General features: G+C 69.5%; 26 protein-coding genes. 14 read left to right on the top strand and 12 right to left on the bottom strand.

Annotated elements, in window-relative coordinates; translation table 11 throughout:
- Window positions 1-13: 13 nt before the first annotated feature.
- Window positions 14-1300, bottom strand: coding sequence for a Tol-Pal system beta propeller repeat protein TolB (gene tolB / locus NFT33_RS01885; protein WP_251672742.1), 1287 nt, complete (start codon window positions 1298-1300; stop codon window positions 14-16).
- 185 nt (window positions 1301-1485) lie between these two features.
- Here tolB and NFT33_RS01880 point away from each other — a divergent pair, with 185 nt between their 5' ends.
- The 5 genes from NFT33_RS01880 to NFT33_RS19195 are packed head-to-tail and all read left to right on the top strand — an operon-like array spanning window position 1486 to window position 5992.
- Window positions 1486-2262 carry a glycosyltransferase family 2 protein gene (locus NFT33_RS01880; RefSeq protein WP_251672741.1) on the top strand — a complete coding sequence of 259 codons (777 nt, stop codon included), beginning with the start codon at window positions 1486-1488 and terminating at the stop codon, window positions 2260-2262.
- A 21-nt stretch (window positions 2263-2283) separates the two neighbouring features.
- Window positions 2284-2901: a peroxidase-related enzyme gene (locus NFT33_RS01875; protein ID WP_251672740.1), complete on the top strand. Its 618-nt coding sequence runs from the start codon at window positions 2284-2286 to the stop codon at window positions 2899-2901.
- 7 nt (window positions 2902-2908) lie between these two features.
- Window positions 2909-3790, top strand: coding sequence for a glycosyltransferase family 2 protein (locus tag NFT33_RS01870; protein ID WP_251672739.1), 882 nt, complete (start codon window positions 2909-2911; stop codon window positions 3788-3790).
- A gap of 7 nt (window positions 3791-3797) precedes the next feature.
- Window positions 3798-4913: a glycosyltransferase family 9 protein gene (locus NFT33_RS01865; protein ID WP_251672738.1), complete on the top strand. Its 1116-nt coding sequence runs from the start codon at window positions 3798-3800 to the stop codon at window positions 4911-4913.
- Window positions 4805-5992 carry a glycosyltransferase family 4 protein gene (locus NFT33_RS19195; protein ID WP_309296096.1) on the top strand — a complete coding sequence of 396 codons (1188 nt, stop codon included), beginning with the start codon at window positions 4805-4807 and terminating at the stop codon, window positions 5990-5992. The genes NFT33_RS01865 and NFT33_RS19195 overlap by 109 nt, the downstream gene beginning before the upstream one ends.
- On the opposite strand, the gene NFT33_RS01855 is transcribed toward NFT33_RS19195, so the two are convergent.
- The 11 genes from NFT33_RS01855 to NFT33_RS01805 form a co-directional block, all read right to left on the bottom strand.
- Window positions 5941-7071 (bottom strand): glycosyltransferase, encoded by a 1131-nt coding sequence (locus tag NFT33_RS01855; RefSeq protein ID WP_251672737.1) that lies wholly within the window; start codon window positions 7069-7071, stop codon window positions 5941-5943. The genes NFT33_RS19195 and NFT33_RS01855 overlap by 52 nt on opposite strands.
- A gap of 94 nt (window positions 7072-7165) precedes the next feature.
- Window positions 7166-8923, bottom strand: a complete 1758-nt coding sequence (locus NFT33_RS01850) for an ABC transporter transmembrane domain-containing protein (protein ID WP_251672736.1) — start codon at window positions 8921-8923, stop codon at window positions 7166-7168.
- Between the two features lie 16 nt (window positions 8924-8939).
- Complete coding sequence (rng, locus tag NFT33_RS01845; RefSeq protein WP_220784347.1) at window positions 8940-10421, bottom strand: ribonuclease G; 1482 nt, start codon at window positions 10419-10421, stop codon at window positions 8940-8942.
- A gap of 64 nt (window positions 10422-10485) precedes the next feature.
- Window positions 10486-11100 carry a Maf family protein gene (locus NFT33_RS01840; protein WP_251672735.1) on the bottom strand — a complete coding sequence of 205 codons (615 nt, stop codon included), beginning with the start codon at window positions 11098-11100 and terminating at the stop codon, window positions 10486-10488.
- Between the two features lie 16 nt (window positions 11101-11116).
- On the bottom strand, window positions 11117-11587 hold the full coding sequence (rlmH, locus tag NFT33_RS01835) for a 23S rRNA (pseudouridine(1915)-N(3))-methyltransferase RlmH (protein WP_037478939.1): 471 nt from the start codon (window positions 11585-11587) through the stop codon (window positions 11117-11119).
- Window positions 11588-11602: 15 nt separating this feature from the next.
- On the bottom strand, window positions 11603-12289 hold the full coding sequence (gene rsfS, locus NFT33_RS01830) for a ribosome silencing factor (protein WP_149503730.1): 687 nt from the start codon (window positions 12287-12289) through the stop codon (window positions 11603-11605).
- A complete protein-coding gene (gene nadD, locus NFT33_RS01825) occupies window positions 12289-12969 on the bottom strand; it encodes a nicotinate (nicotinamide) nucleotide adenylyltransferase (protein ID WP_251672734.1) in 681 nt (226 codons plus the stop codon). Before nadD ends, rsfS begins: the two co-directional genes overlap by 1 nt.
- On the bottom strand, window positions 12959-13945 hold the full coding sequence (gene hemF, locus NFT33_RS01820) for an oxygen-dependent coproporphyrinogen oxidase (protein WP_246606918.1): 987 nt from the start codon (window positions 13943-13945) through the stop codon (window positions 12959-12961). The genes nadD and hemF overlap by 11 nt, the downstream gene beginning before the upstream one ends.
- Window position 13946: 1 nt before the next feature.
- Window positions 13947-15245, bottom strand: a complete 1299-nt coding sequence (purD, locus tag NFT33_RS01815; RefSeq protein WP_251673036.1) for a phosphoribosylamine--glycine ligase — start codon at window positions 15243-15245, stop codon at window positions 13947-13949.
- A gap of 12 nt (window positions 15246-15257) precedes the next feature.
- Window positions 15258-16901, bottom strand: coding sequence for a phosphoethanolamine transferase (locus NFT33_RS01810; protein ID WP_251672733.1), 1644 nt, complete (start codon window positions 16899-16901; stop codon window positions 15258-15260).
- Window positions 16902-17031: 130 nt separating this feature from the next.
- Window positions 17032-17751 (bottom strand): YebC/PmpR family DNA-binding transcriptional regulator, encoded by a 720-nt coding sequence (locus NFT33_RS01805; protein ID WP_149503734.1) that lies wholly within the window; start codon window positions 17749-17751, stop codon window positions 17032-17034.
- An 87-nt stretch (window positions 17752-17838) separates the two neighbouring features.
- On the opposite strand from NFT33_RS01805, the gene NFT33_RS01800 reads away from it, so the two are divergent.
- The 9 genes from NFT33_RS01800 to NFT33_RS01760 all read left to right on the top strand — a co-directional run bounded on the left by NFT33_RS01800 (window position 17839) and on the right by NFT33_RS01760 (window position 26381).
- Entirely contained in the window at window positions 17839-19374 is a 1536-nt protein-coding gene (locus NFT33_RS01800; RefSeq protein WP_251672732.1) for a helicase HerA-like domain-containing protein, read from the top strand.
- 79 nt (window positions 19375-19453) lie between these two features.
- On the top strand, window positions 19454-19810 hold the full coding sequence (locus NFT33_RS01795; RefSeq protein ID WP_251672731.1) for a heavy metal-binding domain-containing protein: 357 nt from the start codon (window positions 19454-19456) through the stop codon (window positions 19808-19810).
- Window positions 19811-19959: 149 nt separating this feature from the next.
- Complete coding sequence (locus NFT33_RS01790) at window positions 19960-20574, top strand: hypothetical protein (protein ID WP_251672730.1); 615 nt, start codon at window positions 19960-19962, stop codon at window positions 20572-20574.
- Window positions 20571-21281 carry an ABC transporter ATP-binding protein gene (locus tag NFT33_RS01785; RefSeq protein ID WP_251672729.1) on the top strand — a complete coding sequence of 237 codons (711 nt, stop codon included), beginning with the start codon at window positions 20571-20573 and terminating at the stop codon, window positions 21279-21281. The genes NFT33_RS01790 and NFT33_RS01785 overlap by 4 nt, the downstream gene beginning before the upstream one ends.
- On the top strand, window positions 21278-22507 hold the full coding sequence (locus tag NFT33_RS01780; RefSeq protein ID WP_251672728.1) for an ABC transporter permease: 1230 nt from the start codon (window positions 21278-21280) through the stop codon (window positions 22505-22507). The genes NFT33_RS01785 and NFT33_RS01780 overlap by 4 nt, the downstream gene beginning before the upstream one ends.
- A 12-nt stretch (window positions 22508-22519) precedes the next feature.
- A complete protein-coding gene (locus NFT33_RS01775; protein ID WP_251672727.1) occupies window positions 22520-23311 on the top strand; it encodes an outer membrane lipoprotein-sorting protein in 792 nt (263 codons plus the stop codon).
- Window positions 23312-23317: 6 nt separating this feature from the next.
- Window positions 23318-24403, top strand: a complete 1086-nt coding sequence (locus NFT33_RS01770) for a hypothetical protein (RefSeq protein ID WP_251672726.1) — start codon at window positions 23318-23320, stop codon at window positions 24401-24403.
- On the top strand, window positions 24403-25554 hold the full coding sequence (locus NFT33_RS01765; protein ID WP_251672725.1) for a sensor histidine kinase: 1152 nt from the start codon (window positions 24403-24405) through the stop codon (window positions 25552-25554). Before NFT33_RS01770 ends, NFT33_RS01765 begins: the two co-directional genes overlap by 1 nt.
- Window positions 25551-26381, top strand: coding sequence for a LytR/AlgR family response regulator transcription factor (locus NFT33_RS01760; RefSeq protein ID WP_251672724.1), 831 nt, complete (start codon window positions 25551-25553; stop codon window positions 26379-26381). The genes NFT33_RS01765 and NFT33_RS01760 overlap by 4 nt, the downstream gene beginning before the upstream one ends.

Raw genomic sequence — 26381 nt, 5'->3', positions numbered from 1 at the left:
AAAGCGGCCAGGTTCAGCGGCCGAAGGGACCCCAGACCGGCTCGCGCACATCGACCATCGGCGGGCTCAGGCGGGCCTTGATGGACCCGTCGAGCGTGGTGGTCATCAGCACATCGCGCCCGCCGGAGCGGCTGGCGTAGATGATGAGCCGGCTGTTGGGCGCGAAGCTCGGGCTTTCGTCGTCGTTGGTGTCGGTGAGTGCGGTCACGGTTCCCGAGGACAGGTCCATCAGCTGCAGGCGGAAGGCGCCGCCGCCGTTGCGGGTGATGTAGGCCATCCAGCGGCCGTCGGGGCTCAGTGCGGGACTGATGTTGTAGCTGCCGGAAAAGGTCACCCGCTCGGCGTTGCCGCCGGCCGCACTCATGCGGTAGATCTGCGGGCCGCCGCCGCGGTCGCTGACGAAGTAGATCGAGCGGCCGTCGGACGACCAGGCGGCCTCGGTCTCGATGCTCGAGGCCTGGGTGAGCCGGCGCGGCTCGCCGCCACCGCCGCGCCCCACCAGATAGATCTCGGAGTTGCCGTCGCGCGTGAGCGTCACCGCGATCTGGCTGCCGTCGGGCGACCAGGCCGGCGCGCTGTTGGAGCCCTTGAAGCTGGCCACCACCCGGCGCTGGCCGGAGGAGACGTCCTGCACATAGACCACCGGCTTGCCGCTCTCGAAGGAGACATAGGCCAGATCGCCGCCGTCGGGCGACCAGGCCGGCGAGATGATGGGCTGCGCGCCGCCGACCGCCACCTTCGCGCCCTCGCCGTCGGCATCGGCGACGAAGAGCGTGTAGCGGCCGGCGCTCTTGGAGACATAGGCGATGCGGGTCGAGAAGATGCCGCGCTCGCCGGTGAGCTTCTGGTAGATCTCGTCGGCGATGCGGTGCGCGGCGCGGCGCAGGTCCTCGCGCGGCACCGCCAGCGACTGGCCGAGCAGGTCGGCGCCCTTCACCACATCCCAGAGCCGGTAGCGCAGGTCATGGCGGCCGTCGGCCAGGCGGGTGGCCGAGCCGCCGGCCAGCGCGTCGGCGCCCCGGTTGCGCCAGCCGGGAAAATCGGGGCGAGAGAGCTCGTCGATCGCCTCGCCGGCGGCCGGCACGATGCGGAACAGCCCGCTGCGCTCCAGGTCGGCGCGAATCACCTGCGAGATCGGCACCGCGGCACGGTCCTCGTCGCGGAAGGGCGCGATCGCGACCGGGATCTGCGAGGCGCCGATGCCGGAGATCTCGACGCGGAACTGGGCGTGGATCGATTGCGATCCAGCCAAGGAGGTCAAGCCCAGTGGAAGCACACAGAATTGGCGTCGTGAAATCATGAACAGAGCTATCCAGAGCGCGACTGTCGTCAGCAGAACGGCGCGTAGGTTACAACAGTCGAGTACCACCCGGATTCGCCCGAGCTTCGCGTGGATCAAGCCGAGGCCTGTAGACACAGGCATGACCGATAATCGCAACCCCTGTTGCTCAGCTTCCTTACCGTCCTTTCGCTCCATTAGGAACCATGGTCCGCCTCAGCATCGTCATCGCCGCCAAGAACGAGGAACGCAACATCAGCGATTGCGTGCGCAGTGCGCGTTTTGCCGACGAAGTGATCGTGCTGGACTCCGGCAGCACGGATCGCACGGCCGAACTCGCTCGTGAGGCTGGCGCCACCGTGGTAGCCACCGACTGGCCCGGCTACGGCCTGCAGCAGCAACGCGGCTTTTCACTGGCGCGAGGCGATTGGGTTCTATCGTTGGATGCCGATGAGCGCATCAGCGCCTCGCTGCAGAGCGACATCCTCGGGGCCATCGCCACTGGTAAGCACGACGGTTATCGCATTCCGCGCCTGTCGGAGCTGTGCGGACGATTCATTCACTACGGCGGCTGGCGCCCCGACTACACCCTACGACTAGCCCGACGGGCGAAGGCAGGCTTCACCGATCACTTCCTGCATGCGCACATGACGGTGGATGGCACGGTCGGCCAGTTACGCCATAGCTTGATCCACCATAGCTACCCAGACGTGTCGGACATGCTGGAGAAGCTCGACCGCTACTCCAGCGGCCACGCCCGTGACATGGCTGCCCGAGGGCGGGATTCAGGGGTATTCGGTGCGGCGCTGCGTGGCGCCTGGGCCTTCATGCGCACCTATGTGCTACGACTTGGCCTGCTTGACGGCGGGCATGGGCTGATGCTGGCCATCTATAACGCCGAGTACACCTATTACAAGTACCTGAAGCTGGCGCACCTGCGCCGCCCCCCGTCCCGCCCCCCGGCACCGACCCCGGATGTCTAGCCGGGCATGCGCCCTGAAAGGATGTACACGATGACGCCTTCGCGAGCCCCCACCCAGGCAGCGGCCCCGATCAGCCGCTTTCCCGTGCCCGACCTGGCCGACCTGCCCGAGGACCTGCGCACGCGCATCCTGGCGGTGCAGGAGAAGGCCGGCTTCGTGCCCAATGTTTTCCTGGCGCTGGCGCACCGCCCGGACGAATGCCGCGCCTTCTTCGACTACCACGACGCGCTGATGCTGCGCCCCTCCGGCCTGAGCAAGGGCGAGAAGGAAATGATCGTCGTGGCGACCTCGGGCGCGAACCGCTGCCTGTACTGCGTCGTCGCGCACGGCGCGATCCTGCGCATCCTCGAGAAGAATCCGCTGATCGCCGACCAGATCGCGATCGACCACCGCAAGTCCGACGCCACGCCGCGCCAGAAGGCGATGCTCGACATGGCGCTCAGGCTCTGCCGCGAACCCGACGCGGTCGACGAGACCGACTTCGCCCGGCTGCACGAGCACGGCTTCTCCGACGAGGACATCTGGGACATCGGCGCGATCACCGCCTTCTTCGGCCTGTCCAACCGCATGGCCCACCTGCTGGCGATGCGGCCCAACGACGAGTTCTTCTTGGTGGGCCGGGTGCCCCGCAGCAAGTAAGGGACGCATGTTCTCGATCATCATCCCGACTTGGAACAACCTCGCCTTCCTGCAGCTGGCAGTCGAGACGATCCGGCGCCATTCGGCCCACGAGCACGAAATCCTCGTCCACGTCAACGACGGCTCCGACGGCACACTGGACTGGGTGCATGAGCAAGGGATCGCGCACACGCACAGCCCCGGCAACATCGGCATCTGCTTCGCGGTGAACCGCGTCGCCGCGCAGGCGACGCAGCCTTACCTCGTCTACATGAACGACGACATGGCGGTGCTACCCGGCTGGGACACGCGACTGCTGGAGGTGGCCGCGCAGCTCGACGGCCAGCGCTTCATGATCTCCTCGACGATGATCGAGCCGGGCGGCGCCAACAACCGCTGCACCATCGCCGCCGACTACGGCCGCGCCCCGGCCTCGTTCCGCGAGGCCGAGCTGATCCGCGATCTGCCGAAGCTCAAACGCGGCCACTGGCTCGGCTCGACCTGGCCGCCGACGCTGCTGCCACGCTGGATGTGGCACGAGGTCGGCGGCTACAGCACCGAACTCTCGCCCGGCATGAGCAGCGACAACGACCTGTCGATGAAGCTCTGGCACGCCGGCTGCCGCATCTTCGTCGGTCTGGGCGACAGCCTCGTGTATCACTTCGCCTGCGTCTCCACGGGTCGCATCGTCAAGAACGACGGGCGGCTGCAGTTCCTGCACAAGTGGGGCATCAGCCAGCGCGACTTCGACCGCATCTGCCTACACCGGGGCGAAGAGACCACGCTGGATGCCGCGATGACCGGCCGCCGCCTCGACGCCACCGATCTGCGCCACCTGCGTCAGGCCCGGCTGCGCGCCGGACTGTTGCTGCGTCTGAAGCCGCCGGTGCAGATCGAGCTGCTGCCCTGACGCCGCGATGAGACTGCTCCGCCCCCTGGCAGATGCCACCAACCTGCAACCGCTGTCAGCGCCGGTACCGGCCGACGACGCCGCATTCCGCGCTCGCAAGGGCGAGTTCAAGCTCGCGCTGCGCACCATGCGCCGCGCGTTGCAGCTGAGCATGAGCGGCCAGCGGCGCCGACTGTGCACGCGCATCGACCCGGCGCAGCGTCGCATCCTGTGGATTCACCAGGGCATGCCGCAGGTCGGCGATGCGCTGATGGATCTGGCACCTCGCAGCCTGCTGGCCGAGCAAGGCTACATGGTCGATCTTTACGCTGTACCGCATCTGGTCGCATTGTTCCGTGATGATCCCTGGTTCAGCCGCACGCTGAGCGATCCGGCTGAGGTCGATCCAGCTCGCTACGACCTGGCCATCGTGCTCGGACATGACCGCAAAGCGCTCGAACTCAAACAGACGCGCCTGCCACAGCTCCCCTGGGTGTCGCTGCACGGTTACTACGACTCGCCGGGGTTCCACCGCGCCCGCTACGTTGCGCAGCGGCTGGCCGACCTGCTCGGGATCGTGCTCGACACCGACGCGATGGCGCGCCACTCGGTGCAGAAACTCGCTACGCTGTCTGCAAACGCAGCCTGGGCCACGGCACAGTGTCCGCAGCCGGCCGACGCCGTGATTGCGGTCGGCGGCGTCTCGCCAGATCGCACCTATTTCCACTGGGATCGGGTCGTCGCCGGACTGCATGCCGACGGAATGCGCCGCATCATCCTGATCGGCAGCGACAACGGCCGCGCGATGGCCGATCGCATCACGGCACTAGCCACCACGCTGCCCGGGCTGGAGTTGATCGACTGCGTCGCTCGCACCACGCTGCCACAGGCCCATGCGCTGGTCGGACGCGCCCGCATCGCGCTGTGCGCCGACGGAGGCCTGATGCATCTGGCCCTAGCCACCTCGACGCCGGTGATCGGGCTCTACTGTGGGGCGATCCGCCCAGAGTGGCGCGAGCCGCTGCGCCACGCCGGTTGCAGTTTGGTCGCACCGCAGCACGACACCAGCACCATCGACCCGGCGGAGATCCTCTGCGCAGCCCGCATGCTGCCGTCGCCGGTGTCCGCCCACTTCACCGAATGACCCGTCCTACCCTGAACATCGGCATCAGCTTCGGCCAGATTGACACACTCGTCGATGGACTGGGCGAGTTCTCCTGCCAGATCGCGACCAGCCTAGCCGAGCGCGCCGACGAACTGCACGGACGCCACGGCATCGTGATCTACCTGCACATGCCGCGCCAGTGGCACGGCCGTTTCGGCCCGCAGGTCAGATACCTCGATCGTCACAGCCTGCAACGCCACTTTCATCTGCGCGGTACGCGCTTCAGCCTCTGGCACACGCTCAACCAGCTCAGCCGGCTGAGACCGCCGGCGCTAAGCCGGCACCGGATCATGACGATCCACGATCTCAACTTCCTCTACACCGGCGAGCCGCAGGACAAGGAAGCTCGTGCGCTGCGGCGCATCCGGCACAGCCTGAGCTGGCACGATCAGGTCACCACACTGACGCACTACGTCGAGGGCGACATCCGCCGCCACCTCGGCTGGCAGCGCCCGATCGAGGTGATCCCGAACGGCGTGCGTGACCTAAGCCACGACCTGGCCGAACCGGTAGAACATCTGCAGCAGCGCCCGTTCATGTTCCATCTGAGTCGCATGGCGTCATCGAAGAACCCGGACTGCCTGCTCGATCTGGCACGCATCTGGCCGGAGCAGCATATCGTGCTGGCCGGCCCGGCCAGCGCGGAGAGTGCACACCTGCGCAAACGCATCCGTGCCGAGCGGATCGACAATGCCGAGATTCTAGAAAACATCAGCGAGGCGCAGAAGACCTGGCTGTTCCAGCACTGCCGCGCCTTCCTGTTCCCGTCGCTGACCGAAGGCTTCGGCCTCCCCCCGCTGGAGGCGATGAAGTTCGGCAAGCCGGTGTTTGTTTCGAACCTGACCTGTCTGCCCGAGGTGGTAGGCAACGCCGGCGGCTATCTCGACAGCTTCGATCCGGCAGCGATGCGCCAGCGCATCGAGCGCGATTTACCTCGCCTAGAGAACCTGCCCGACCAGATCCGGCTGCATGCCAGCCGCTACGACTGGCGCCAAACCACGTCGGCTTACCTGAGGCTGTATCTGCGGCTGCTCGGACTCGACAGCTCGGCCATCTGATCGCGGCTGGCCAGACCGAGTTGTTGCCGGTAGTAGTCCAGATACCCAGCGCAGCAGCGGTCCCAGGTGAAGCTGGCGGCATGGGCCCGCATCTGCTCGACAAAGCCGGGACGCTCCGCCTCGGCAAGCCCGGCCTCAATCACGCCGCGCATGTGCCCGGCCGAAAACTCGCGCCAGTAGAACGCATGCGCGCCGCCGATCTCGGGCAGGCAGGTCAGGTTCGACAGGAATACCGGCTTGCCATGGCGCATGGCCTCGATCACGGTCAGGCCGAAGCCCTCGGTCCATGACGGCAGCAGGAACCCCAGGCAGTTCTGGTAGAGCCAACTCTTCTGCCCTTCGGTAATGTCGGTGAGTACCATCACATTGTGCAGACCGCGAATCCTTGCCATGCCACGGATATTCTCAGCATCTGCACTTGACGGTCCAGCCAGTACGAATGACTGTTCCGGCCAATTCTGAGCCAGATTCAAAATGGCACGCGGATTTTTTGATGGAGCCATCCGGCTAAGGTGAAAAAGGTAGCGCCCGGCAGGCAGTTCAGGCAAACCAGCAGAATCAGCCAGAGCATCTGCGCTGGCACCATTATAAATCCGCTCAATCGGCTTGGAATAGCCAAATTTTTCACGCAAATCACCAGCCACGTAATCACTAATCGCAATTACAGAATCAGTTCGAGCAAGTCTAAATCTATTTTTCAAATTTTCTGAAGTTTTCTTCCGAGCAGCAGGATCATAAAGAAAATTAAAATCATGCACAGTCATGACCCAATGCTTTGTACCTAGCGGCGCCGCAAATTTGGCATGTTGATTGAGCGTGTGCCATAAATTAAATTTAATGCCGGCTCGATGAATAAATTTTTGATTTTTATTCTGAGGCAGATAAAAAACATCTTCCCCAAAAAGACCATGCAACTCATTACGTATATGAAAACTAAAAATGACGCCGTATCGCCGCCGCCACTCAGATGCTTGCGAGGCAATTCGTCTCCCCAACTGCACAGAAAATTCGCCAAGCCCATCATGCAGAATCCGCATATGATCAAATCCAACGCCGATATTAATTACATTTTTTTTCATGTTGCCGCCAAAAAATTTAAATTAAAACACAGATTGCAGTTGAAAAACTCAACCGCACTCGAAGTAAATTAATTATCAAAAATATATTTCAACATCAGTCTTCATCGTTCAGACTCTGCGCACGAACCATCCCCGCATAGATTCCACCCTTTTCAACAAGAGCACTATGCGTGCCCGATTCGACCACCCGCCCGTCCTCGAACACGAAGATGCGGTCGGCACGCCGCACCGTGCTGAGCCGGTGCGCGATCAGGATGATCGTCTTGTCGCCGGAGAGTTGCTCGATGCTTTGCTGAACGACCCGCTCGGACTCGGCGTCCAGCGCCGAGGTGGCCTCGTCGAAGATCCACACCGCGCTGTCCTTGTAGAGCGCGCGCGCGATGGCCAGGCGCTGGCGCTGGCCGCCCGAGAGCCGGCTGCCGTTGACGCCGATGGCGGCCTCCATGCCATCAGGCTGCTGCTCGACGAAGCTCCACAGGTTGGCCGCCCGCAGACAGGCCTCGACCCGTGCGTCGTCGCGCGGCTGCGCGTAGGTGACGTTGGCGGCGATCGAGCCGTCGAACAGCACGATGTCCTGCGACACCACCGCGAAGTGGCGCCGCAGCGAGGGCCGGCGGATGTCCTGGATCGACACCCCGTCGATCAGCACGTCGCCGCCGGTGGGCTGCACGAAGCCCAGCAGCGTGCTGACCATCGTGGTCTTGCCCGCCCCGGAGGCGCCGACGAAGGCCACCGTCTGGCCGGGGCGGATCGCCATCGACACGCCGTCGATCGCCGGACGCGGGCTGTCGGGATAGCACACCTCGAGCGCACGCACGTCGATGTCGCCGCGACAGGCCGGCAGGTCGCGCGAGCCCGGGTCGGGCTCCTCGGGCGCGTCGATCAGGTCGAAGGCGCCACGCAGCCCGATCAGGCTGTGAATGAAGGACTGCGACACGTCGGTGAGCTGCTTCAGCGGCGAGATCGTCATCAGGAGCGCGGTCAGGAAGGCGACGAAGTCGCCGACGCTGGCCTCGCCATTGCGCGCCTGCCACAGCGCCAGCGACAGGATGATCGACACCGCCAGCGCCGAGACGATCTGGGTCGCCGGCGTCAGCAGCGCGCTGCTGGCGATGCGCTTGACCATCAGCCGGCGCAGCGTCCAGGCCTCGGACTCGAAGCGGCCGCGCTCGAAGGCATGCGCGTCGAAGGTGCGCACGATGCGCCAGGCGCGCGCGGCATCGTCGACGATATTGACCAGACGCTGCTGCGACTCGTACTCCAGGCTGCCCACCGCACTGACGCGCTTGTGCAGCCGCCGCACCACGAAGATCATCAGCGGCACCGTCACCATCGCCAGGATGGTGAGCTGGAAGTTCAGGTACAGCAGATAGCCGAACAGGAACAGGAAGGTCGAGGACGCCCGCAGCAGCGTGTTGAAGTTGTTCGACAGCGTGGTGATCGAGCCCTGCGGATCGTTGATCGTCTTGCTGACCGCCAGGCCCGGCGTCAGCCAGCCGAAGACCTTGGCATCGACCTTCAGCAGCGAGCCCATCAGGTCGCGGCGCACGTCGTAGACCACCCGCGAGGAGGCGTCGGCCATCAGGTAGGTGCCGGCGAAGGTGGTCAGGCCGCGCACCGCGAACAGCAGGATCACCACCACCGGCACCATCCAGATCGGGAAGCTGTCGGCCGCCTGGAAGCCGCTGTCGAGCAGCTTCTTGAACAGCGCCGGGATCAGCGGCTCGATCGCCGAGGTCATCAGCAGCGCGACGATCGCGGCGATGTAGCGGGCCTTGTGCTGCGCCACATAGGTGAGCAGCCGCCGGAGCGTGTCGCGATGGCTGGGCTGGGCGGGAGTCTCTGTGCTCATTCGTCTCGGTCGGTCGTCACATCAGGACGATGTCGTACTGCTCCGGGTTCATCGTCGCCTCCGCCTGCAGCGAGATCGGCTTGCCGATGAAGTCGCTCAGGCCGGCCAGGTGCGGGCTTTCCTCGTCGAGCAGCATCTCGATCACCGCCGGGCAGGCGATGACGCGGAATTCCTTCGGATTGAACTGCCGCGCCTCGCGCAGGATCTCGCGCAGGATGTCGTAGCAGACCGAGCGCGCGGTCTTGACCTGGCCGCGGCCGCCGCAGGTCGGGCATGGCTGGCACAGCATGTGCGCCAGCGACTCGCGGGTGCGCTTGCGGGTCATCTCGACCAGACCGAGCTGGGTGAAGCCGCTGACCGTGATCTTGGTGCGGTCGCGCGCGAGCTGCTTGCGCAGCTCCAGCAGCACCTGCTCCTGGTGGTCGGAGCGGGTCATGTCGATGAAGTCGATGATGATGATGCCGCCCAGATTGCGCAGCCGCAGCTGGCGCGCGATCGCCTGCGCGGCCTCGAGATTGGTCTTGAAGATGGTGTCGTCGAAGTTGCGCGCGCCGACGAAGCCGCCGGTGTTCACATCGATGGTGGTCAGCGCCTCGGTCTGGTCGACCACCAGATAGCCGCCCGACTTCAGGTCGACCCGGCGCGCCAGCGCGCGCTCGATCTCCTGGTCGATGTTGTAGAGGTCGAAGATCGGCCGCTCGCCGCGGTAGTGCTGCAGCCGCCCGACCGCGCCGGGCGTGTAGAGCTGGCCGAACTCGCGCAGCAGGTCGTACTGCATGCGCGAGTCGATGCGGATCGAGCCGGTGCGGTCATCGACCAGATCGCGCAGCACCCGCTGCACCAGGCTCAGGTCCTCGAACAGCAGCGAGCCCGGCGGCGACTTCAGCGCCCGCTCGCGGATCAGCGCCCAGGTCTTGCGCAGGTAGGCGATGTCGTCGCCCAGCTCGGCGTCGGACGCATCCTCGGCATTGGTGCGCAGGATGAAGCCCCCGCCGCCGCCGGTCTCGCGGTTGCCCACCAGCGCGGTCATGCGCTGGCGCAGCTGGTCGCGCAGCTCGTGCGAGCCGATCTTCTGCGAGATGCCGATGTGGTCGTCCTGCGGCAGATGCACCAGCAGCCGCCCGGCGATGCTGATCTGGGTCGACAGCCGCGCGCCCTTGGTGCCGATCGGGTCCTTGATGACCTGCACCACCAGCGTCTGGCCTTCATAGACCAGCTTCTCGATCGGCGGCAGCGTCGTGCCCTCGCCGTGGTGGCCTCGGGCCGTCTGGCCGTTGATCTGCACATCGGCGACATGCAGGAAGGCGGCGCGCTCCAGGCCGATGTCGATGAACGCGCTCTGCATGCCGGGCAGCACGCGCGCGACACGGCCGGCATAGATGTTGCCGACCAGACCGCGCTCGAGCGTGCGCTCGACATGCAGTTCCTGGATGGCTCCGTTCTCGACGATGGCCACGCGCGTCTCCTGCGGCGACCAGTTCACCAGAATGTCATGCATCGGCATCGGTGGGGCTTTCTGTCTGTGTTGTGGCGGCGCTGCCCGGATCAGGCCCGGATCAGGATCAGACCGTGGCGCCGGCCTCCCGCAGCAGGCCCGCGGTCTCGAACAGGGGCAGGCCCATGATGCCCGAATAGCTGCCGGCGATGTGCTCGATCCAGGCGGCCGCGCCGCTCTGGATCGCATAGGCGCCGGCCTTGCCCATCGGCTCGCCGGAGGCCACATAGGCGGCGATGCGCTCGGGGCCGATCGGCGCGAAGCGCACCGTCGAGCGGCTCAGGCGCAGCAGCGGCGCGCGCGCGTCCGGCAGCGGCCAGGCCAGCGCGACCGCGGTCAGCACCTGGTGTTCGCGGCCCGACAGCGCCGTCAGCATCTCGCGGGCCTCGGCGGCGTCGGCCGGCTTGCCCAGGATGCGCCCGTCCAGCGCCACGGTGGTGTCGGCGCACAGGATGGGCAGCGGCGCCAGCCCGCGCCGCTCCAGCCGCAGCCGCGCGGCCTCCAGCTTGGCCAGCGTGACCCGCTGGACATAGTCGAGCGCCGCCTCGTCCGGCAGCACGGCCTCGAGCGCCTCGGCATCCTCGTCGTCACCGGGCAGCAGCAGCTCGTGGCGCACGCCGATCTGGTCGAGCAGCTGGCGCCGGCGCGGGCTCTGCGAGGCAAGGTGGATCCGGAAGGTCATCGAAGGCGACTCGGGCTCATTCACGGTGATAGGGATGGCCGGCGTTGACCGACCAGGCGCGGTAGAGCGCCTCGGCCAGCATCACCCGCACGAAGGCATGCGGCAGCGTCAGGTCCGACAGGCGCACGCGCTCGTCGGCGTCCTCGCGCAGCGCCGGATCGAGCCCGTCGGGCCCGCCGATCAGCAGCGCGACATCCCGCCCGTCGTGCTGCCAGGCCTGCAGCCGCTCGGCCAGCGCGACGGTGCTCAGCCGGGTGCCGCGCTCGTCGAGCACCACCCGGCGCACGCCACGCGGCAGCGCGGCCTCGATGCGCGCGCGCTCGGCCGCCATCAGCGCCTCCACCGGCTTGCCGGTGGTGCGCGGCTCGGTCTTGACGGCCTTGAGCTCCAGCCGGCAGTCCGGCGGGAAGCGCTTGGCATAGTCGTCATAGGCCGTCTCGGCCCAGGCCGGCATGCGCTGGCCGACCGCGACGATCGTCAGCTTCACGGCGCGGACCGGGCGTCAGCCGCGCTTGGGCGCCGCGCGCTTGCGGGCAGCGGGTGCGGCGGCCTTGCGCTCGGGCGCGTTGATGACGACGGTCTGGATCTTCGGCGTGGACTTGCGGGCGGCCGTCTTGCGCGGGGCGGCGGTCTTGCGTGCGGCCGGCGCGCCTTCCGTGGCGGAGGCCGCACGCGGAGCGCGCTTGGCAGCCGGCTTGACCGGCTTGGCCACCGCTTCGGCAGCGGAGGAGCCGCGCTTGCGCGCGGCCGCCTTGCGGGCCGGCACGTCGACGCCGGCCTGTTCGCCCTCGCCGTCGTCCTCGTCGGCCGGTCCTTCCGAGGCCTTGGCCAGACCCTTGCGCTGGCTGGCCAGCTTCATGCGCACCGCCTTGCCGCCCCAGATCTCCTCGAGGTGGTAGTACTGCCGGATGGCCGGCTGCATGATGTGGACGACGGCCGAGCCACAGTCGACGATGATCCACTCGCCGTTGTCCTCGCCCTCCATGCTCAGGATCTCGCCACCGATGCCCTTGACCTCGTCGCGCACGCCGGCGGCGAGGGCCTTGGTCTGGCGGTTGCTCGTGCCCGAGGCGATCACCACCCGCTCGAAGAGCGGCGAGAGATGCTCGGTGTTGAAGACCACGATGTCCTGGGCCTTGACGCCCTCGAGGCCATCGACGATGGCGCGTTGCAGCTTGCGGATGTCCATTAGATCCGTTCTTGTTCCGTGTTCGGGGGGTGGGGATGGTACAGGCCGTGGCGTTCAATATAGCCTGCCACCGCCGGCGCCACCATCCGGGGCGCCAGGCTGGACGCCGGCTCGCCTGCAGCCAGCCGCGTCCTCAGTTCGGTCGACGACACCGTCATCGGCATCATCGCCAGCGGCACGACCCGCGCGCCGGCCTCGGCCAGCGCCACGGGCATCTGCACCGCGTCGCCGGCCCGGCCGGCCACCGCCAGAACGACCCGCCCGAGCAGATCGCGCCAGCCGTGCCAGGTGGCGAAGTTGGCCAGCTGGTCCTGTCCGATGATCAGGAACCAGTCGGCCGGCTCGCCCGGATGCCGCTGCCCGTCGCGCCGCTGCAGCTCGGCGACGGTGTCGAGCGTGTAGCTCGGTCCGTCGCGTTCGATCTCGCAGCGCTCGAGCACGAAGGCGGGATTGTCGCCGATCGCGAGCCCGACCATCGCGGCGCGATGCGCCGCCGGGGCCATCTGTCGGGTTTTCTGCCACGCCCGACCCACCGGAATCCAGCGCAGCTCGTCCAGACCGAGCTGCGCCAGCGCCGCGTCGGCCAGTTCGCGGTGCGCCTGGTGGACCGGATCGAAGCTGCCGCCGAACAGGCCGATGCGGCGCCCCCGCCGCCCGGCCCGGAGCGACTCAAAGGCCATCGGTGCCGGATGCTTCGGCGGCTTCGGCTTCGGCGAGCCAGTCGCGTGGACGCAGGAAGTCGGTGGCCAGGCGCGCCTCGGGCGTGCCGGGCTCCGGCGCCCAGCGGTAGCGCCAGCTCACGTTCGGCGGCATCGACATCAGGATGGATTCGGTGCGCCCGCCCGACTGCAGACCGAACAGCGTGCCGCGGTCCCAGACCAGGTTGAACTCGACGTAGCGACCACGCCGGTAGGCCTGGAAGTCGCGTTCGCGCTCGCCGTACGGGGTGTCGCGGCGGCGCTGCGCGATCGGCAGCCAGCCCTTGAGCAGCGCGTCGCCCACATCCTTCAGCATCGCGAAGCTGCCCTGCGCGCCCAGCGCCGAGAAGTCGTCGAAGAAGATGCCGCCGATGCCGCGCGGCTCGTCGCGGTGCTTCAGGAAGAAGTACTCGTCGCACCAGGCCTTGAAGCGCGGGTACAGCGCCGGATCGTGCGGCGCCAGCGCATCGCGGCAGGCGCGGTGGAAATGCACCGCGTCCTCCTCGAAGCCGTAGTAGGGCGTGAGGTCCATGCCGCCGCCGAACCAGCGCACCGTCTGCCCGGCCGCCGGGCCCTCGGTCGGCGTGGCCGAGAGCATGCGCACATTCATGTGCACCGTCGGCACATAGGGGTTGCGCGGGTGGAAGACCAGCGACACGCCCATCGCCTCGAAGGGCGCGCCGGCCAGCTCCGGCCGGTGCTGCGTGGCCGAGGGCGGCAGCGCCGGCCCTCGGACCTGCGAGAAGGCGCAGCCGCCGCGCTCGAGCAGCGCGCCGCCCTCGATCAGCCGGGTGATGCCCGCACCCTCGAGCCGCCCGCCGGGCGGGCGCTCCCAGGCGTCCGTCAGGAAGGGCGTGCCGTCCTCGGCACCGACCGCATCGCAGATCGACTGCTGCAGGCCCAGCAGCCAGCCGCGCACCGCCTCGTTCGACAGCGGCTGCTCGTCGGGCATGGCCATGTCAGGCGCTGCCGCCGCGCTTGATCGCGCGGTAGCCGATGTCGTTGCGGTACTGCATGCCATCGAACTGGATCGACTGCACGCCGATGTAGGCGCGCTGCTGCGCGGTGCGCACCGAGTCGCCCAGCGCGGTCACGCACAGCACCCGGCCACCGCTGGTGACGACGGTGCCGTTCGGGCCGGTGGCGGTGCCGGCATGGAAGACCTTGCAGTCCTCGGTCTCGGCCGGCAGGCCGCGCAGCGTGTCGCCCTTCTTCGGGTCGAGCGGGTAGCCACCGGCGGCCATCACCACGCCCAGCGCAACGCGGCGGTCCCAGTCCAGCGTGACCTGGTCGAGCGAGCCGTCGGTGGCATGCAGCAGCACCTCGAGCAGGTCGCTCTTCAGGCGCATCATGATCGGCTGCGTCTCCGGGTCGCCCATGCGGGTGTTGAACTCCAGCGTCTTCACGCCGCCGGTGGGGTCGATCATCAGGCCGGCGTACAGGAAGCCGGTGAAGGGCATGCCGTCGCGGCGCATGCCCTCGACCGTCGGCCGGATGATCTCCTGGATCACCTTGGCATGGATGTTGGGCGTGACCACCGGCGCGGGCGAGTAGGCGCCCATGCCGCCGGTGTTCGGGCCCTGGTCGGCATCCTGCAGGCGCTTGTGGTCCTGGCTGGTCGCCAGCGCGAGGATGTTGCGGCCGTCCACCATGACGATGAAGCTGGCCTCCTCGCCCTGCAGGAACTCCTCGATGACCACCCGGGCGCCGGCGTCGTTGTGCTGCACGCCGAGCTTGTTGTCGAGCAGCATCCAGTCGACCGCCTCATGGGCCTCGGCCAGCGTCATCGCCACGACCACGCCCTTGCCGGCGGCCAGGCCGTCGGCCTTGACGACGATCGGCGCGCCGATCTTGTCCACATAGGCGTGTGCGGCGGCGGCATCGCTGAAGGTCTCGTAGGCGGCGGTCGGGATCCTGTGCCGCTTCATGAAGTCCTTGGCGAAGGCCTTGGAACTCTCGAGCTGCGCGGCCGCCTTCGACGGGCCGAAGATGCGCAGGCCACGCGCACGGAAGGCGTCGACCACGCCCAGCGCCAGCGTCGCCTCGGGGCCGACCACCGTCAGGCCGATCTTCTCGGATTCGGCGAAGTCGGCCAGCGCGCCCACATCGTTGCCGATCGGCACGTTGACGATGCGCTGGTCCAGGGCGGTGCCGCCGTTGCCCGGCGCCACATAGACCTTGTGGACCCGGGGGGACTGCGCCAGCTTCCAGGCCAGGGCATGCTCGCGGCCGCCGCCGCCAATAACCAGTACTTTCATAGACATCCGAAATCAGTCGAGGTAGTTTGCCACAGCGATCGGCAGCACCGGAGGCTGCCAGCGGTAGTCGTCCGAGAGCGCATCGCGCGCGGAATCCGCGCCCGGCAGCGTGATGCCCAGCCGGGGCAGCAGCAGATCGGCCAGCCAGTCGGCCCGCACCGGACGCTGCTCAAGGGCCTGCGCATCGGGGGTCGGAACGTGGCCGGATTGCCACAGCAGCAGGGGAATGCGGTAGCCGGCCGGCGTCATCGGGCTGTGGCCGGCATGGTTGCGGTCATGGCCGACATCCTGGCCATGGTCGGACACCGCCAGCCAGAGCTTGTGGGTCAGCTCATCGCCCGGCACGGACTGGAGCTGCTTGAGCAGCGCCGCCAGCACCCCGTCGTGATAGCGCAGCGCGGTGTCGTATTCGGTGCGGAAACGCCGGATCCACGGCCAGCGGCCCTGCTCGACCATCGCCGCGGAGACCGCATCGTCGGCGGAGCCGGTCTCGGGCTGGCCTTCCGGGTAGCGGTAGCGGTAATGCGGATGGGCACCCAGCAGATGCACCACGATCAGCTTCAGCGGCGCCGGATCGGCCAGCGCGCGGTCGACCGACGGCAGCAGCTCGCCGTCGAGCGTGCGCGCCGAGCGGCCCGGCACCCGGTTGATGTAGACCTGCTCGTCGGCCAGACCGCCATGGCGGGTGCGGATCGCCAGATCGTCATGGTTGCTGATCCAGTGGATGCGGTAGCCGGCCGCACGCGCCAGCGCCAGCAGGTCCTGGCGGCTGCCGTCGGCGGCGGTCGGCCGCAGCATCGCGTCGAGCGCCGGCACGGTCGAGGCCGCAACCGACCAGGCATGGCGCATCACCAGCAGCTCATGGCGATGACGATCCAGCGCCGGGGAGGTGGCCCGCGCATAGCCGTACAGGCCGAGGTTGTCGCGGTTGATGCTCTCGGTGATCACCAGCATCGCGACATGGCGCCGGGTCGCAGGCCCCGCCACGCCGGACCGGATCGCGCGGTCGATCCAGCCCTGGTGCTCGAGCGCGGCGTCGCGCAGCGCCGCCCGGGTGCCGGCCAGCTGCGCCGGCCACTGCGGCCAGAAGGCCAGCGGATGCATGTCGCGCCACGGCCCGCTGGCGGTGGCGCCCAGCGCCAGCAGCACCGGCAGCAGCGCCTGCGGCCAGCTCAGCCCCCAGGACAGGCCGCGATCGTCCGGACCAGGATCGCGGGCCAGGACCTCGCGGGCGATGCGGTCCAGCACCGTCAGCGCCGCCAGCACCAGCAGACTGGCCAGCGCCACCGGCACCACATGCTGCTCCAGGTATTGCAGCGCCTCGTCGCCGTGGGTGTTGGCCAGCGAGGTCAGCACCAGCGAGCTGTCCGGCGCCGCACCATAGCTGAAATGCAGGAAGCCGCGCACCGCCGCATCGACGACGAAGGGCACGGTCCACAGCAGGAAGGCGGGCCGTCGCAGCGCCGGCCGAATGATGCGCAAGGACAGCAGCCACCATCCGGGCAGGAACAGCACTGCCATCTTGGCCGCACCCAGCAGCGGCTGGCCCGGCAGGCCCAGCAGCAGCAGCAGCACCGAGCCCAGCAGCAGCCAGCCTGCACGCGCCGCACGTCGCGGCCGCTCGACCGCCATCGCGGCGGCCGCCGACATTTCCATTGCCATCGCCTGTCCCCTCGCACCGCGCCTGGACCGCACCCGCAGAGGCGCGCGGCCCGGGCTCGAGCTTGTCGTGTCGTATCGTGTCTTGTTCTGTCTGGTTCCGCGCTCCGGGCCTGAAGCCCGGGGTTCAGAGCACCGCGTTGTGGAACACGTCCTGCACGTCGTCCAGATCCTCGATGACATCGAGCAGCTTCTGCATGCGCGCGGCATCGTCGCCGGCCAGCTCGACCGGGTTGTCGGCGCGCATCGTCACCTCGGCGATCTCGGCCTGCAGGCCGGCGGCCGTCAGCGCGTCGCGCACCGCCTCGAAGTCGGTCGGCGCGGTCAGCACCTCGATCGAGCCGTCGTCGCCGACGACCACATCGTCGGCGCCGGCCTCCAGCGCCACCTCCATCACCTTGTCCTCGCTGGTGCCCGGCGCGAAGACGATCTGGCCGCAGTGCTTGAACTGGAAGGCCACCGAGCCTTCGGTGCCCAGGTTGCCGCCGTACTTGCTGAAGGCGTGGCGCACCTCGGCCACCGTGCGCACCCGGTTGTCGGTCATCGTGTCGACGATGATGGCCGCGCCGCCGATGCCGTAGCCCTCGTAGCGGATCTCCTCGTAGGTCACGCCGTCGAGGTTGCCGGTGGCCTTGTCGACATTGCGCTTGATGTTGTCGGCCGGCATGTTGGCCGCCTTGGCCTTCTCGATGGCCAGACGCAGGCGCGGATTCATCGCGATGTCGCCGCCGCCCTCGCGGGCCGCGACGATGATCTCGCGGGTGATGCGGGTCCAGACCTTGCCGCGCTTCTCGTCCTGACGACCCTTGCGGTGCTGGATGTTCGCCCACTTGGAATGACCGGCCATGGATGGATGCTCCTGTAACTGTTGTTCAGCTGAGTTCGATAGACTGACATTCTACTTTTCGGCGTCCTGCTGCCCGGAGAACCTGCCATGGCCGATCCGATCCTGCTCGCCCGTCACGGCGCGACTGAAGCCCTCCTGCTGCCCGCCCTGGCCAACCGCCACGGCCTGATCACCGGGGCCACCGGCACCGGCAAGACGATCACGCTGCAGAAACTCGCCGAGGGCCTGTCCCGCCAGGGCGTGCCGGTCTTCATGGCCGACATCAAGGGCGACCTGACCGGCATCAGCCAGACCGGACGCAGCAGTCCGAAGCTCGAGCAGGTGCTGCGCGAGCGCGGCCTCGAGGCGCCGGACTGGGGCGGCTGCCCGACCCTGCTGTGGGATGTGTTCGGCGAGCAGGGCCATCCGGTGCGCGCCACCGTCTCCGACATGGGCCCGCTGCTGCTGGCGCGCATGCTCAACCTCAACGAGACGCAGCAGGGCGTGCTGCAGCTGGTCTTCCGCATCGCCGACGACAGCGGCCTGCTGCTGCTCGACCTGAAGGACCTGCGCGCGATGCTGCAGCATGTCGGCGACAACGGGAGCACCTTCCAGACCGAGTACGGCAACATCAGCGCCGCCTCGGTGGGCGCGATCCAGCGCGGCCTGCTGCAGATCGAGAGCCAGGGCGGCGACCGCTTCTTCGGCGAGCCGATGCTCTCGATCGAGGACCTGATGCAGACGATCGACGGCCAGGGCGTGGTCAGCATCCTGGCCGCCGACAAGCTGATGAACGCGCCGCGCCTGTACGCGACCTTCCTGCTGTGGATGCTGTCCGAGCTGTTCGAGACCCTGCCCGAGGTCGGAGATCTGGACAAGCCCAAGCTCGTCTTCTTCTTCGACGAGGCCCATCTGCTGTTCAAGGACGCTCCGGCGGTGCTGACCGAGCGCATCGAGCTGGTGGTGCGGCTGGTGCGCTCCAAGGGCGTGGGCGTGTATTTCGTGACCCAGAATCCGATCGACATTCCCGAGACGGTGCTCGGCCAGCTGGGCAACCGGGTGCAGCATGCGCTGCGCGCCTTCACGCCACGCGACCAGAAGGCGGTGCGCTCGGCAGCCGAGACGATGCGGCCGAACCCGGCGCTGGACATCGGCGCCGCGATCACCGAGCTGGGCGTGGGCGAGGCGCTGGTGAGCCTGCTCGATGCCAAGGGCCGCCCCGGCGTGACCGAGCGGGTCTTCATCCTGCCGCCGGGCAGCCAGATCGGCCCGATCAGCGCCGAACAGCGCCAGCAGCTGCGGGAGGATTCGCTGGTCGCCGGCGTGTACGAGAAGGCGGTCGACCGCGAATCGGCCTACGAAAAGCTCCAGGGCCGGGTCATGGCCGCCAACGAGGCGATAACGGCACGGCCGGCACCGGCCGGGTCCGGCGATCCGGCCGCCCCGTCCGAGGCTGGCGGCCTGCTCGGCGGAGCGCTGGGCGCGCTGCTGTTCGGCTCGACCGGCCCGCGCGGCGGCCAGCGCGACGGTCTGGTGCAGGCGGTCGCCAAGACGGCGGTGCGCCAGATCGGCTCGTCGGTCGGGCGCGAGATCGTGCGCGGCGTGCTGGGCTCGCTGCTGGGCGGCGGCGGGCGGCGCCGCTGACCCGCCGCCGCGCCTGCGCGCCCCGGCGTCTCTTTCCCCTTCCTTCCCCTCCCTTCCCCTTTTCAGCCAAGGAGTCCACATGGGCTGGTTCTCGAAGCAGGATGACGGTTTCTTTCTCGCCACGGTGATCCCGAACGGCGAAGGCGGCGCGCGGGTCGAGCGCTTTCTCGGCGTGGTGCACGGCGAGGCGATCATCGGCGCCAACATCTTCCGCGACCTGTTCTCGTCGGTGCGCGATGTCGTCGGCGGCCGCGCCGGCGGCTACGAGCGCGCACTGGCTGGCGCACGCGATGCGGCGGTCGCGGACATGAGCGCCGCAGCGAAGGAACTCGGCGCCGACGGCATCGTCGGCATCGACTTCGACTACGAGGTGCTCGGCGAGGCCAACGGCATGATGATGGTCGCCGTCAGCGGCACCGCGGTGAAGATGGCCTGAGCGCGGCTGCGGCGCAGCCGCCGGACCTTTCCCGCCGGCAGAAGCGCCGTTCGCGCCGGAATGCGACGCTTCGTCGCATCGCGGCTGCGCAGCGGCGACGGACAGCGAACCATGACGTCATCGTCAACGCTTTCCGGGAGAGGCCCTCCATGCCACGCCGCACCCTGTTCCTGCTGCTGGCCGCCGTCAAGATCGGCGTGCTGGTCGCCATCGTCGCACCGACGGTTCCAGCCTTCTCGGCCGACGGAGTGCCCTCCGGCGCACCGGCCACCGCCACCGCAGCCGCAGCATTCGCCCCCTCGGCCGAGGCCTTCGACCAGGCCGACGCCACCTTCCGCCGCGCCAGCGACGGCGACCGCGCAGCCATCGCACCAGCGCTGGCGCAGTTCACCGCACTGCTGCAGGCCCGCCCCGGCGATCCCCGGCTGATGGCCTATGCCGGTGCGGCCACCGCGATGCAGGCGCGCACCACCTGGCTGCCGTGGAAGAAGATCGGCCATGCCGAGGACGGTCTGGCGCTGATCGACCGGGCCCTGGCGCGGCTGACGCCCGCGCACGACGCGGAACGGCATCACGGCGTGCCGGTGGCGCTGGAGACGCGGCTCACCGCCGCCGCCACCTTCCTGGCGCTGCCGGCGATGTTCCACCGCGGCGAGCGCAGCAGGCGCCTGCTCGAGCAGGTTCAGCGCGACCCGGCGCTGGCCGCCACGCCTGCGGCCTTCCGCGAAGCGGTGCAGCGCCTGGCCGCGAAGGAGGCCGCATGAACACCCCGACACGCGCTCCGGTGATCAAGCTGCAGGGCGTGCACAAGACCTACCGGCTCGGCGCGCACACGGTGCCGGCGCTGCGCGGCGTCGACCTGGCGGTGCGGCCGGGCGAGCTGGTGGCGCTGACCGGCCCGTCGGGCAGCGGCAAGAGCACGATCCTGAACATCGCCGGCCTGATCGACGGCGCCGACGCCGGCACGGTGCGGCTGCGCGGCCGGGCGGTCGATGCCGGCGACGAGGCCGCCGCGACCGCGCTGCGCCGCGACGCCATCGGCTTCATCTTCCAGGGCTTCAACCTGGTGCCGGTGATGACGGTGGCCGACAACGTCGACTACCCGCTGTTCCTGGCCGGCGTTCCGGCGGCCGAGCGGCGCGCGCGCGTCGCCGCGGCGCTCGACGCGGTGGGCCTGCGCGAGCACGCCGGCCACCGCCCCGACGCGCTCTCCGGCGGCCAGCGCCAGCGCGTGGCCATCGCCCGTGCGCTGATCAAGCGCCCGGGTCTCGTCATCGCCGACGAGCCGACCGCCAGCCTGGATTCGGCCACCGCCGCGCAGATGCTCGACCTGATGCGCGAGCTCGGCCACCGCGACGGCGCCGCCTTCCTGATCGCCACGCACGACGAGCGGCTGACGCGCCGCTGCGACCGCGTCATCGCGCTGCGCGACGGCGTGATCGCCACCGCCGACACGGAGATGCCCGCATGAACCCCCTCACCCCCCTGCTCGCCTGGGCGCGCTTCGCCTGGCTCAACACGCGGCGCAACCGGCGCCGCTCGCTGGTCACGGCGGCGATCGCCGCGCTCGGCACCGCGGCCATCCTGCTGGCCGGCGGCTTCGCGCTCTCGACCTACCAGGGCCTGGCCGAGGCCTCGGCGCGCACCACCGGCCACCTGGTGCTGGCGCACGCGGCGCAGTTCGACGGCTTCGAGGACACGCCGCTGCAGCACGGCCTGACGGATGCCGATGCGCTGCGCCGGCGGCTGCTGGCCGACCCGGCGGTGCGCCAGGTGCTGCCGCGCGTCGAGTTCGGCGGGCTGATCAGCAACGGCGACAAGTCGGTGATCATGATGGGCGTGGGCATCGAGCCGGACGCCGAGTTCGCGGTCAAGGGCCCCTTCCTGACCGTGCAGGCCGGGCGCGAGCTGGCCGGCGCCGAGCGCGGCGCGGTGATGCTCGGCGCCGGGCTGGCGCGCAACCTGAAGGCGCAGCCGGGCACGTCGCTGACGCTCCTGGCCGGCACGACCGAGGGCGCGATGAACGCGCTCGACGTCACGGTGGTCGGCGTCGTCTCCACCGGCGTGCCCGAGATCGACCAGCGCCTGGTCTACACCGATGTCGCCACCGCGCAGCGCCTGCTGGTGACCGACCGGGTGTCGAGCCTGGGGATTTTCCTGGACCGCATGGAGGCCACGCTGCCGGCGCGCGCGCGGCTCGGCGCGAGCCTGCCCGACCTGACGCTGCGCACCTGGGAGGAACAGGCGCCCTTCTACCGCAGCGTGCGCGCGCTCTACAACCGCATCTTTGGCGCGCTCGGGCTGATCATCGGCGTGATCGTGGTCGTGGTGGTCGCCAACGCGATGGCGATGTCGGTGATCGAGCGCACCCGGGAGATCGGCACGCTGCGCGCGCTGGGCACCCGGCCGGGTCAGCTGCTGCAGACGCTGGCGATGGAGGGGCTGCTGCTGGGCGCCGCCGGCGGCGCGATCGGCGCGGCGATCACGGTGGCGGTGTCGGTGGCGCTGCAGCTCTTCCCGGTGATGATGCCGCCGCCGCCCGGACGCTCGACCGGCTATCCGCTGCTGATCACGCTGGACGCCGGGCTGATGCTGGCCACGCTCGGGCTGGTGACGGTACTGGTGGCGCTGGCCTCGGGTTGGGTGGCGCGACGCACGGTGCGGCTGCCGGTGGTCGCAGCGCTGGGCCATGTCTGAAGGAGGTCGATCATGACCATGAACAAGCTCTTCTCGCTGCAGCCGCTGCTGCTGGCCGCCCTCTGCGCCGCATCCGCCCTCGCCTTGCCCGCCCGGGCTGCGGACCCCGGCCCCGACGTCGCCCGCCTGCTCGCCGACGCCGACCGCTACCGCATGACCGACGACAACCTCGTCGTCGAGACGCGCGTCACCACCACCTCGCCCGACAAGGAGCGGCTCTACACCGTCTACGCGCAGAGCGGCCGGCGCTCGCTGGTCGTCATGCGCTCGCCGGCCGAGCAGGGCCAGAAGGTGCTGATGCTGGGCGACGACTTCTGGCTGCTGATGCCGGGCACGCAGCGGCCGATGCGCATCACGCCGATGCAGAAGCTGCTGGGCGACGCCTCGACCGGCGACATCGCCACGCTGCGCTGGTCGCAGGACTACGCCGCGGCGCTGGTCGGCGCCGAGCCCTGCGCCGAGGGCGCAGCGCCGTCGGCACCGGCAGCGGCCACCTGCTGGCACCTGAGTCTGGCGGCGCAGCGCAAGGGCGTGAGCTACGCGCGCATCGAGCTGTGGATCGGCCGCACGCACCACGAGCCGGTGCGCGCCGACCTGTACGTGCAGTCGGACAAGCTGGCCAAGCAGGCGCGCTTCATCGCCGACCGGCCCGAGCGGCCGACCCGCATCGACGTGATGGAGCTGAGCGACCAGCTCGGCAACGGCCGCCGCACCCGCATCGAGTACCTGTCGCGTCAGGTGCGCCGCGTGCCGGAGTCCTGGCTGAACCCGATGGCGCTGGTGCGCAACCCGACGCTGGAGTGACGACCGATGACACCGATCGCGCCCCTGCTGGCGATGGCGATGGCCATGGCGGTGCCCCCGGTGGCCCGCGCCGACGAGGCGGCGCCGTCCTCCACCTCGACCCGCTTCGCGCTCTCGGGCGAGCTGCAGCTGGCGCGCGAGTTCCAGCAGCCGGCCACCACCGGCGCCTGGGCCGAAGCGCAGGCGCGCTGGCCCGGGCGCATCGCCGCACCGCGCCACCGCAGCAGCGCGCAGGTCCAGCTGCGCGCCGACGCCCGCCGTGCGCTCGACGCTCAGACCGGCCTGGGCCTGCATCTGGACGCCCAGACCGCGCTGCAGCGCACCGACGGCGACGCGCAGATCGCCACGCCGGGCCGCGTCAACGAGCTGTATGCCCACCTCGACCTCGCCGACTGGCAGCTCGCCGCCGGCCGGCGCATCGTCGCCTGGGACGTCGGCCAGGCCTTCCGGCCGAACGACGTGGTGCAGCGCGAGGAACGCCGCCCGCTGCTGCCGATCACGCCGCAGGGCCGCGCGGTGCTGCAGGCCGAGCAGGTCGATGCCGACAGCGCCACCAGCCTGGTCGCGGTCGAGCCGCAGCGCGAGGCGGCCGAGCGCGCGCTGGCGCTGCGCCATTTCCGCCGCCTGGGCGCGCTGGATGCCCATCTGCACGCCGACTGGCGCCAGGACCGCCGCGCCGGCCTCGGCGCCGCGCTGGCCTGGGTCGCCAGCGACGCGGTGGCGCTGCATGCCTCGACACGCTGGCAACCGCACCAGGCGCGCCACCAGACGCTGGCCGGTCTGAGCTGGACCGGCGGCCCGGACCTGACGCTGCTGGCCGAGGCCTGGCATGACGGCACGGCCGCGAGCCGCCCCGCGCAGCGCAACCTCTACCTGCGCGCCAGCCTGAAGAGCGGCGCCTGGGAGCCCTTGCTCGATCTGCTCTGGCAGCCGCGCGACGGCGGGCTCAGCCTCGGCGCCGGCCTGCGCTGGAGCGGCGACCGCTGGCGCGTCGATGCCGCGTGGCGCCGCCTCGGCGGCCCCCAGGCTGCGGCGATGCGACAGGGCGCCCTGCGCCAGAGCGGCGCGATCGCGGCGACACTGGCGTTCTGATGACAAGCCCACAAGCCCTGCCCTCGCCCCAGCCGCTGCACCATGGCATGGCCCGCCGCGTGCTGTGGACGATCGGCGCCTGCGTGCTGATCGCCCTGTTCCTGATGACCATGCTCGGTCACCCGCTCGGCCCCGGGCTGGTGTATTCGCTCTCGATCGGCCTGAGCTGCTGGGCACTGATCGATGTCGGCCGGCTGCTGGTGGCACGCTGGCGCCTGGCGCGCAACCCCGGCGACGTGCCGGCCGCGCATGGCTGGCCGGGCTGGGGCTGGATGGGCACGCTGATCGTCTTCGGCTCGCTGGTCGGCTATCTGGGCGGCGGTCGCCTCGGCGCCTGGCTGAACGGCCACGCGCCCGGACAGCTCAACCCTCTGCACGAGGCGGCCGGCATCAGCATCGGGCCGATGCTGATGGTCACGCTGACCGTCGGCCTGGTGCTGACCGCCTTCCAGTCGCTGCAGAGCCGCCGGCTGCTGGCCGAGGCCGAGGCCGAGGCGGTGCGCCGCCTGGCCGCCGAGACCCGCCTGAAGCTGCTGGAAAGCCAGCTCGAGCCGCACATGCTCTTCAACACCCTGGCCAATCTGCGGGTGCTGGTCGATCTGGACCCGCCACGCGCGGGCGTGATGCTCGATCACCTGATCGATTTCCTGCGCGCCACGCTGCAGGGCTCGCGGGTGGCCGAGCATGCGCTGGCCGACGAGTTCGACCGGCTGCGCGACTATCTGGCGCTGATGCAGGTGCGCATGGGCGAGCGGCTGGAAAGCCGCTTCGAGCTGCCGCCCGAACTGGCCGCGCTGCCGGTGCCGGCGCTGCTGCTGCAGCCGCTGGTCGAGAACGCGATCCGCCACGGCCTGGAGCCCTGCGTCGACGGCGGCCGGCTGACGGTGCGCGCCGCGCAGTTCGACGGACGGCTGCGCCTGACGGTGCACGACACCGGCGTCGGCCTGGACGGCGCGCCGGGTGCGGGGACGCAGGCCATGCCGCCGGGCACCGGCTTCGGCCTCGACCAGGTGCGCGAGCGGCTGCGCACGCTGCACGGCGATCAGGCGCAGTTCACGCTGCAGTCGGGACCTGAGGGCACGCAGGCCTGCGTCGAGCTGCCGATGCCCGCCGCCCTTTCAAGCTCGAACACAGGAGAGCTGGCCCGATGAACCCCGACCTGGACGCCAGCGCGCTGATCGCCGAGGACGAGCCGCTGCTGGCCGCGCACCTGCGCCACGCGCTGCAGCAGGCGTGGCCGGCGCTGCGCATCGTCGGCCTGGCCGCCAACGGCGCGCAGGCACTCGAGCGCACGCTGGCGCTGCGGCCGCAGATCGTGTTTCTCGACATCCGCATGCCCGGCCTGGACGGGCTGGAGGTCGCCCGCGCGCTGGCCGAGGACTGGCCGGAGGCCGACGCGGCCGGCTTCCCGCTGCTGGTCTTCGTGACCGCCTACGACCAGCACGCGGTGCAGGCCTTCGAGCTGCAGGCGGCCGACTATCTGCTCAAGCCGGTGCAGCCGGCGCGGCTCGCCCGCTGCCTGGAGCGACTGCAGACGCAGCTGCAGGCCCAGCAGGAGCCGCGCCCGGACGCCGCGCCGCCATTCGAGGAGCTGGTGGGCAGGCTGCAGCAGCTGATGCAGGCCGCCGAGCCGGCCGCGCGGCGCCCGCCCGAGCGGCTGGAGGTGATCGCCGCGCAGCAGGGCGCGGTCACCGAGATGGTGCCGGTCGACGACGTCATCTACTTCGAGGCCGCCGACAAGTACCTGCGGGTGGTCACCGCACGGCGCGAGCACCTGATCCGGCTGTCGCTGCGGGAACTGCTCGGCCTGCTCGACGAGCAGCGCTTCTGGCAGATCCACCGCGGCACGGTGGTGCAGGCACGCTGCATCGCCCGCGCGGTGCGCGACGAGCAGGGCCGCACCACGCTGGAGCTGCGCGACCGACCCGAGCGGCTGGCGGTCAGCCGGGTGTTCGCGGGGCGCTTCCGGGGGCTTTGA

Source organism: Sphaerotilus sp. FB-3, from assembly GCF_023706025.1.
Taxonomy (GTDB): Bacteria; Pseudomonadota; Gammaproteobacteria; order Burkholderiales; family Burkholderiaceae_C; genus Sphaerotilus; species Sphaerotilus sulfidivorans.
The sequence above is the reverse complement of the archived record's forward strand: the minus strand, read 5'-3'. Positions and strand labels throughout refer to the sequence as shown.

Coding starts and splice junctions, on each gene's coding strand:
- hemF (WP_246606918.1), bottom strand. CDS start 13,945: ATGGCCATGCCCGACGAGCAGCCGCTGTCGAACGAGGCGGTGCGCGGC.
- NFT33_RS01760 (WP_251672724.1), top strand. CDS start 25,551: ATGAACCCCGACCTGGACGCCAGCGCGCTGATCGCCGAGGACGAGCCG.
- NFT33_RS01850 (WP_251672736.1), bottom strand. CDS start 8,923: ATGAGCACAGAGACTCCCGCCCAGCCCAGCCATCGCGACACGCTCCGG.
- NFT33_RS01840 (WP_251672735.1), bottom strand. CDS start 11,100: ATGACCTTCCGGATCCACCTTGCCTCGCAGAGCCCGCGCCGGCGCCAG.
- rsfS (WP_149503730.1), bottom strand. CDS start 12,289: ATGGACATCCGCAAGCTGCAACGCGCCATCGTCGATGGCCTCGAGGGC.
- NFT33_RS01875 (WP_251672740.1), top strand. CDS start 2,284: ATGTACACGATGACGCCTTCGCGAGCCCCCACCCAGGCAGCGGCCCCG.
- NFT33_RS01780 (WP_251672728.1), top strand. CDS start 21,278: ATGAACCCCCTCACCCCCCTGCTCGCCTGGGCGCGCTTCGCCTGGCTC.
- NFT33_RS01800 (WP_251672732.1), top strand. CDS start 17,839: ATGGCCGATCCGATCCTGCTCGCCCGTCACGGCGCGACTGAAGCCCTC.
- NFT33_RS01775 (WP_251672727.1), top strand. CDS start 22,520: ATGACCATGAACAAGCTCTTCTCGCTGCAGCCGCTGCTGCTGGCCGCC.
- NFT33_RS01865 (WP_251672738.1), top strand. CDS start 3,798: ATGAGACTGCTCCGCCCCCTGGCAGATGCCACCAACCTGCAACCGCTG.
- tolB (WP_251672742.1), bottom strand. CDS start 1,300: ATGATTTCACGACGCCAATTCTGTGTGCTTCCACTGGGCTTGACCTCC.
- NFT33_RS01765 (WP_251672725.1), top strand. CDS start 24,403: ATGACAAGCCCACAAGCCCTGCCCTCGCCCCAGCCGCTGCACCATGGC.
- NFT33_RS01785 (WP_251672729.1), top strand. CDS start 20,571: ATGAACACCCCGACACGCGCTCCGGTGATCAAGCTGCAGGGCGTGCAC.
- NFT33_RS01795 (WP_251672731.1), top strand. CDS start 19,454: ATGGGCTGGTTCTCGAAGCAGGATGACGGTTTCTTTCTCGCCACGGTG.
- NFT33_RS01880 (WP_251672741.1), top strand. CDS start 1,486: ATGGTCCGCCTCAGCATCGTCATCGCCGCCAAGAACGAGGAACGCAAC.
- NFT33_RS01870 (WP_251672739.1), top strand. CDS start 2,909: ATGTTCTCGATCATCATCCCGACTTGGAACAACCTCGCCTTCCTGCAG.
- nadD (WP_251672734.1), bottom strand. CDS start 12,969: ATGGCCTTTGAGTCGCTCCGGGCCGGGCGGCGGGGGCGCCGCATCGGC.
- NFT33_RS01790 (WP_251672730.1), top strand. CDS start 19,960: ATGCCACGCCGCACCCTGTTCCTGCTGCTGGCCGCCGTCAAGATCGGC.
- NFT33_RS01855 (WP_251672737.1), bottom strand. CDS start 7,071: ATGAAAAAAAATGTAATTAATATCGGCGTTGGATTTGATCATATGCGG.
- NFT33_RS01810 (WP_251672733.1), bottom strand. CDS start 16,901: ATGGAAATGTCGGCGGCCGCCGCGATGGCGGTCGAGCGGCCGCGACGT.
- NFT33_RS01770 (WP_251672726.1), top strand. CDS start 23,318: ATGACACCGATCGCGCCCCTGCTGGCGATGGCGATGGCCATGGCGGTG.
- purD (WP_251673036.1), bottom strand. CDS start 15,245: ATGAAAGTACTGGTTATTGGCGGCGGCGGCCGCGAGCATGCCCTGGCC.
- NFT33_RS01805 (WP_149503734.1), bottom strand. CDS start 17,751: ATGGCCGGTCATTCCAAGTGGGCGAACATCCAGCACCGCAAGGGTCGT.
- rng (WP_220784347.1), bottom strand. CDS start 10,421: ATGCATGACATTCTGGTGAACTGGTCGCCGCAGGAGACGCGCGTGGCC.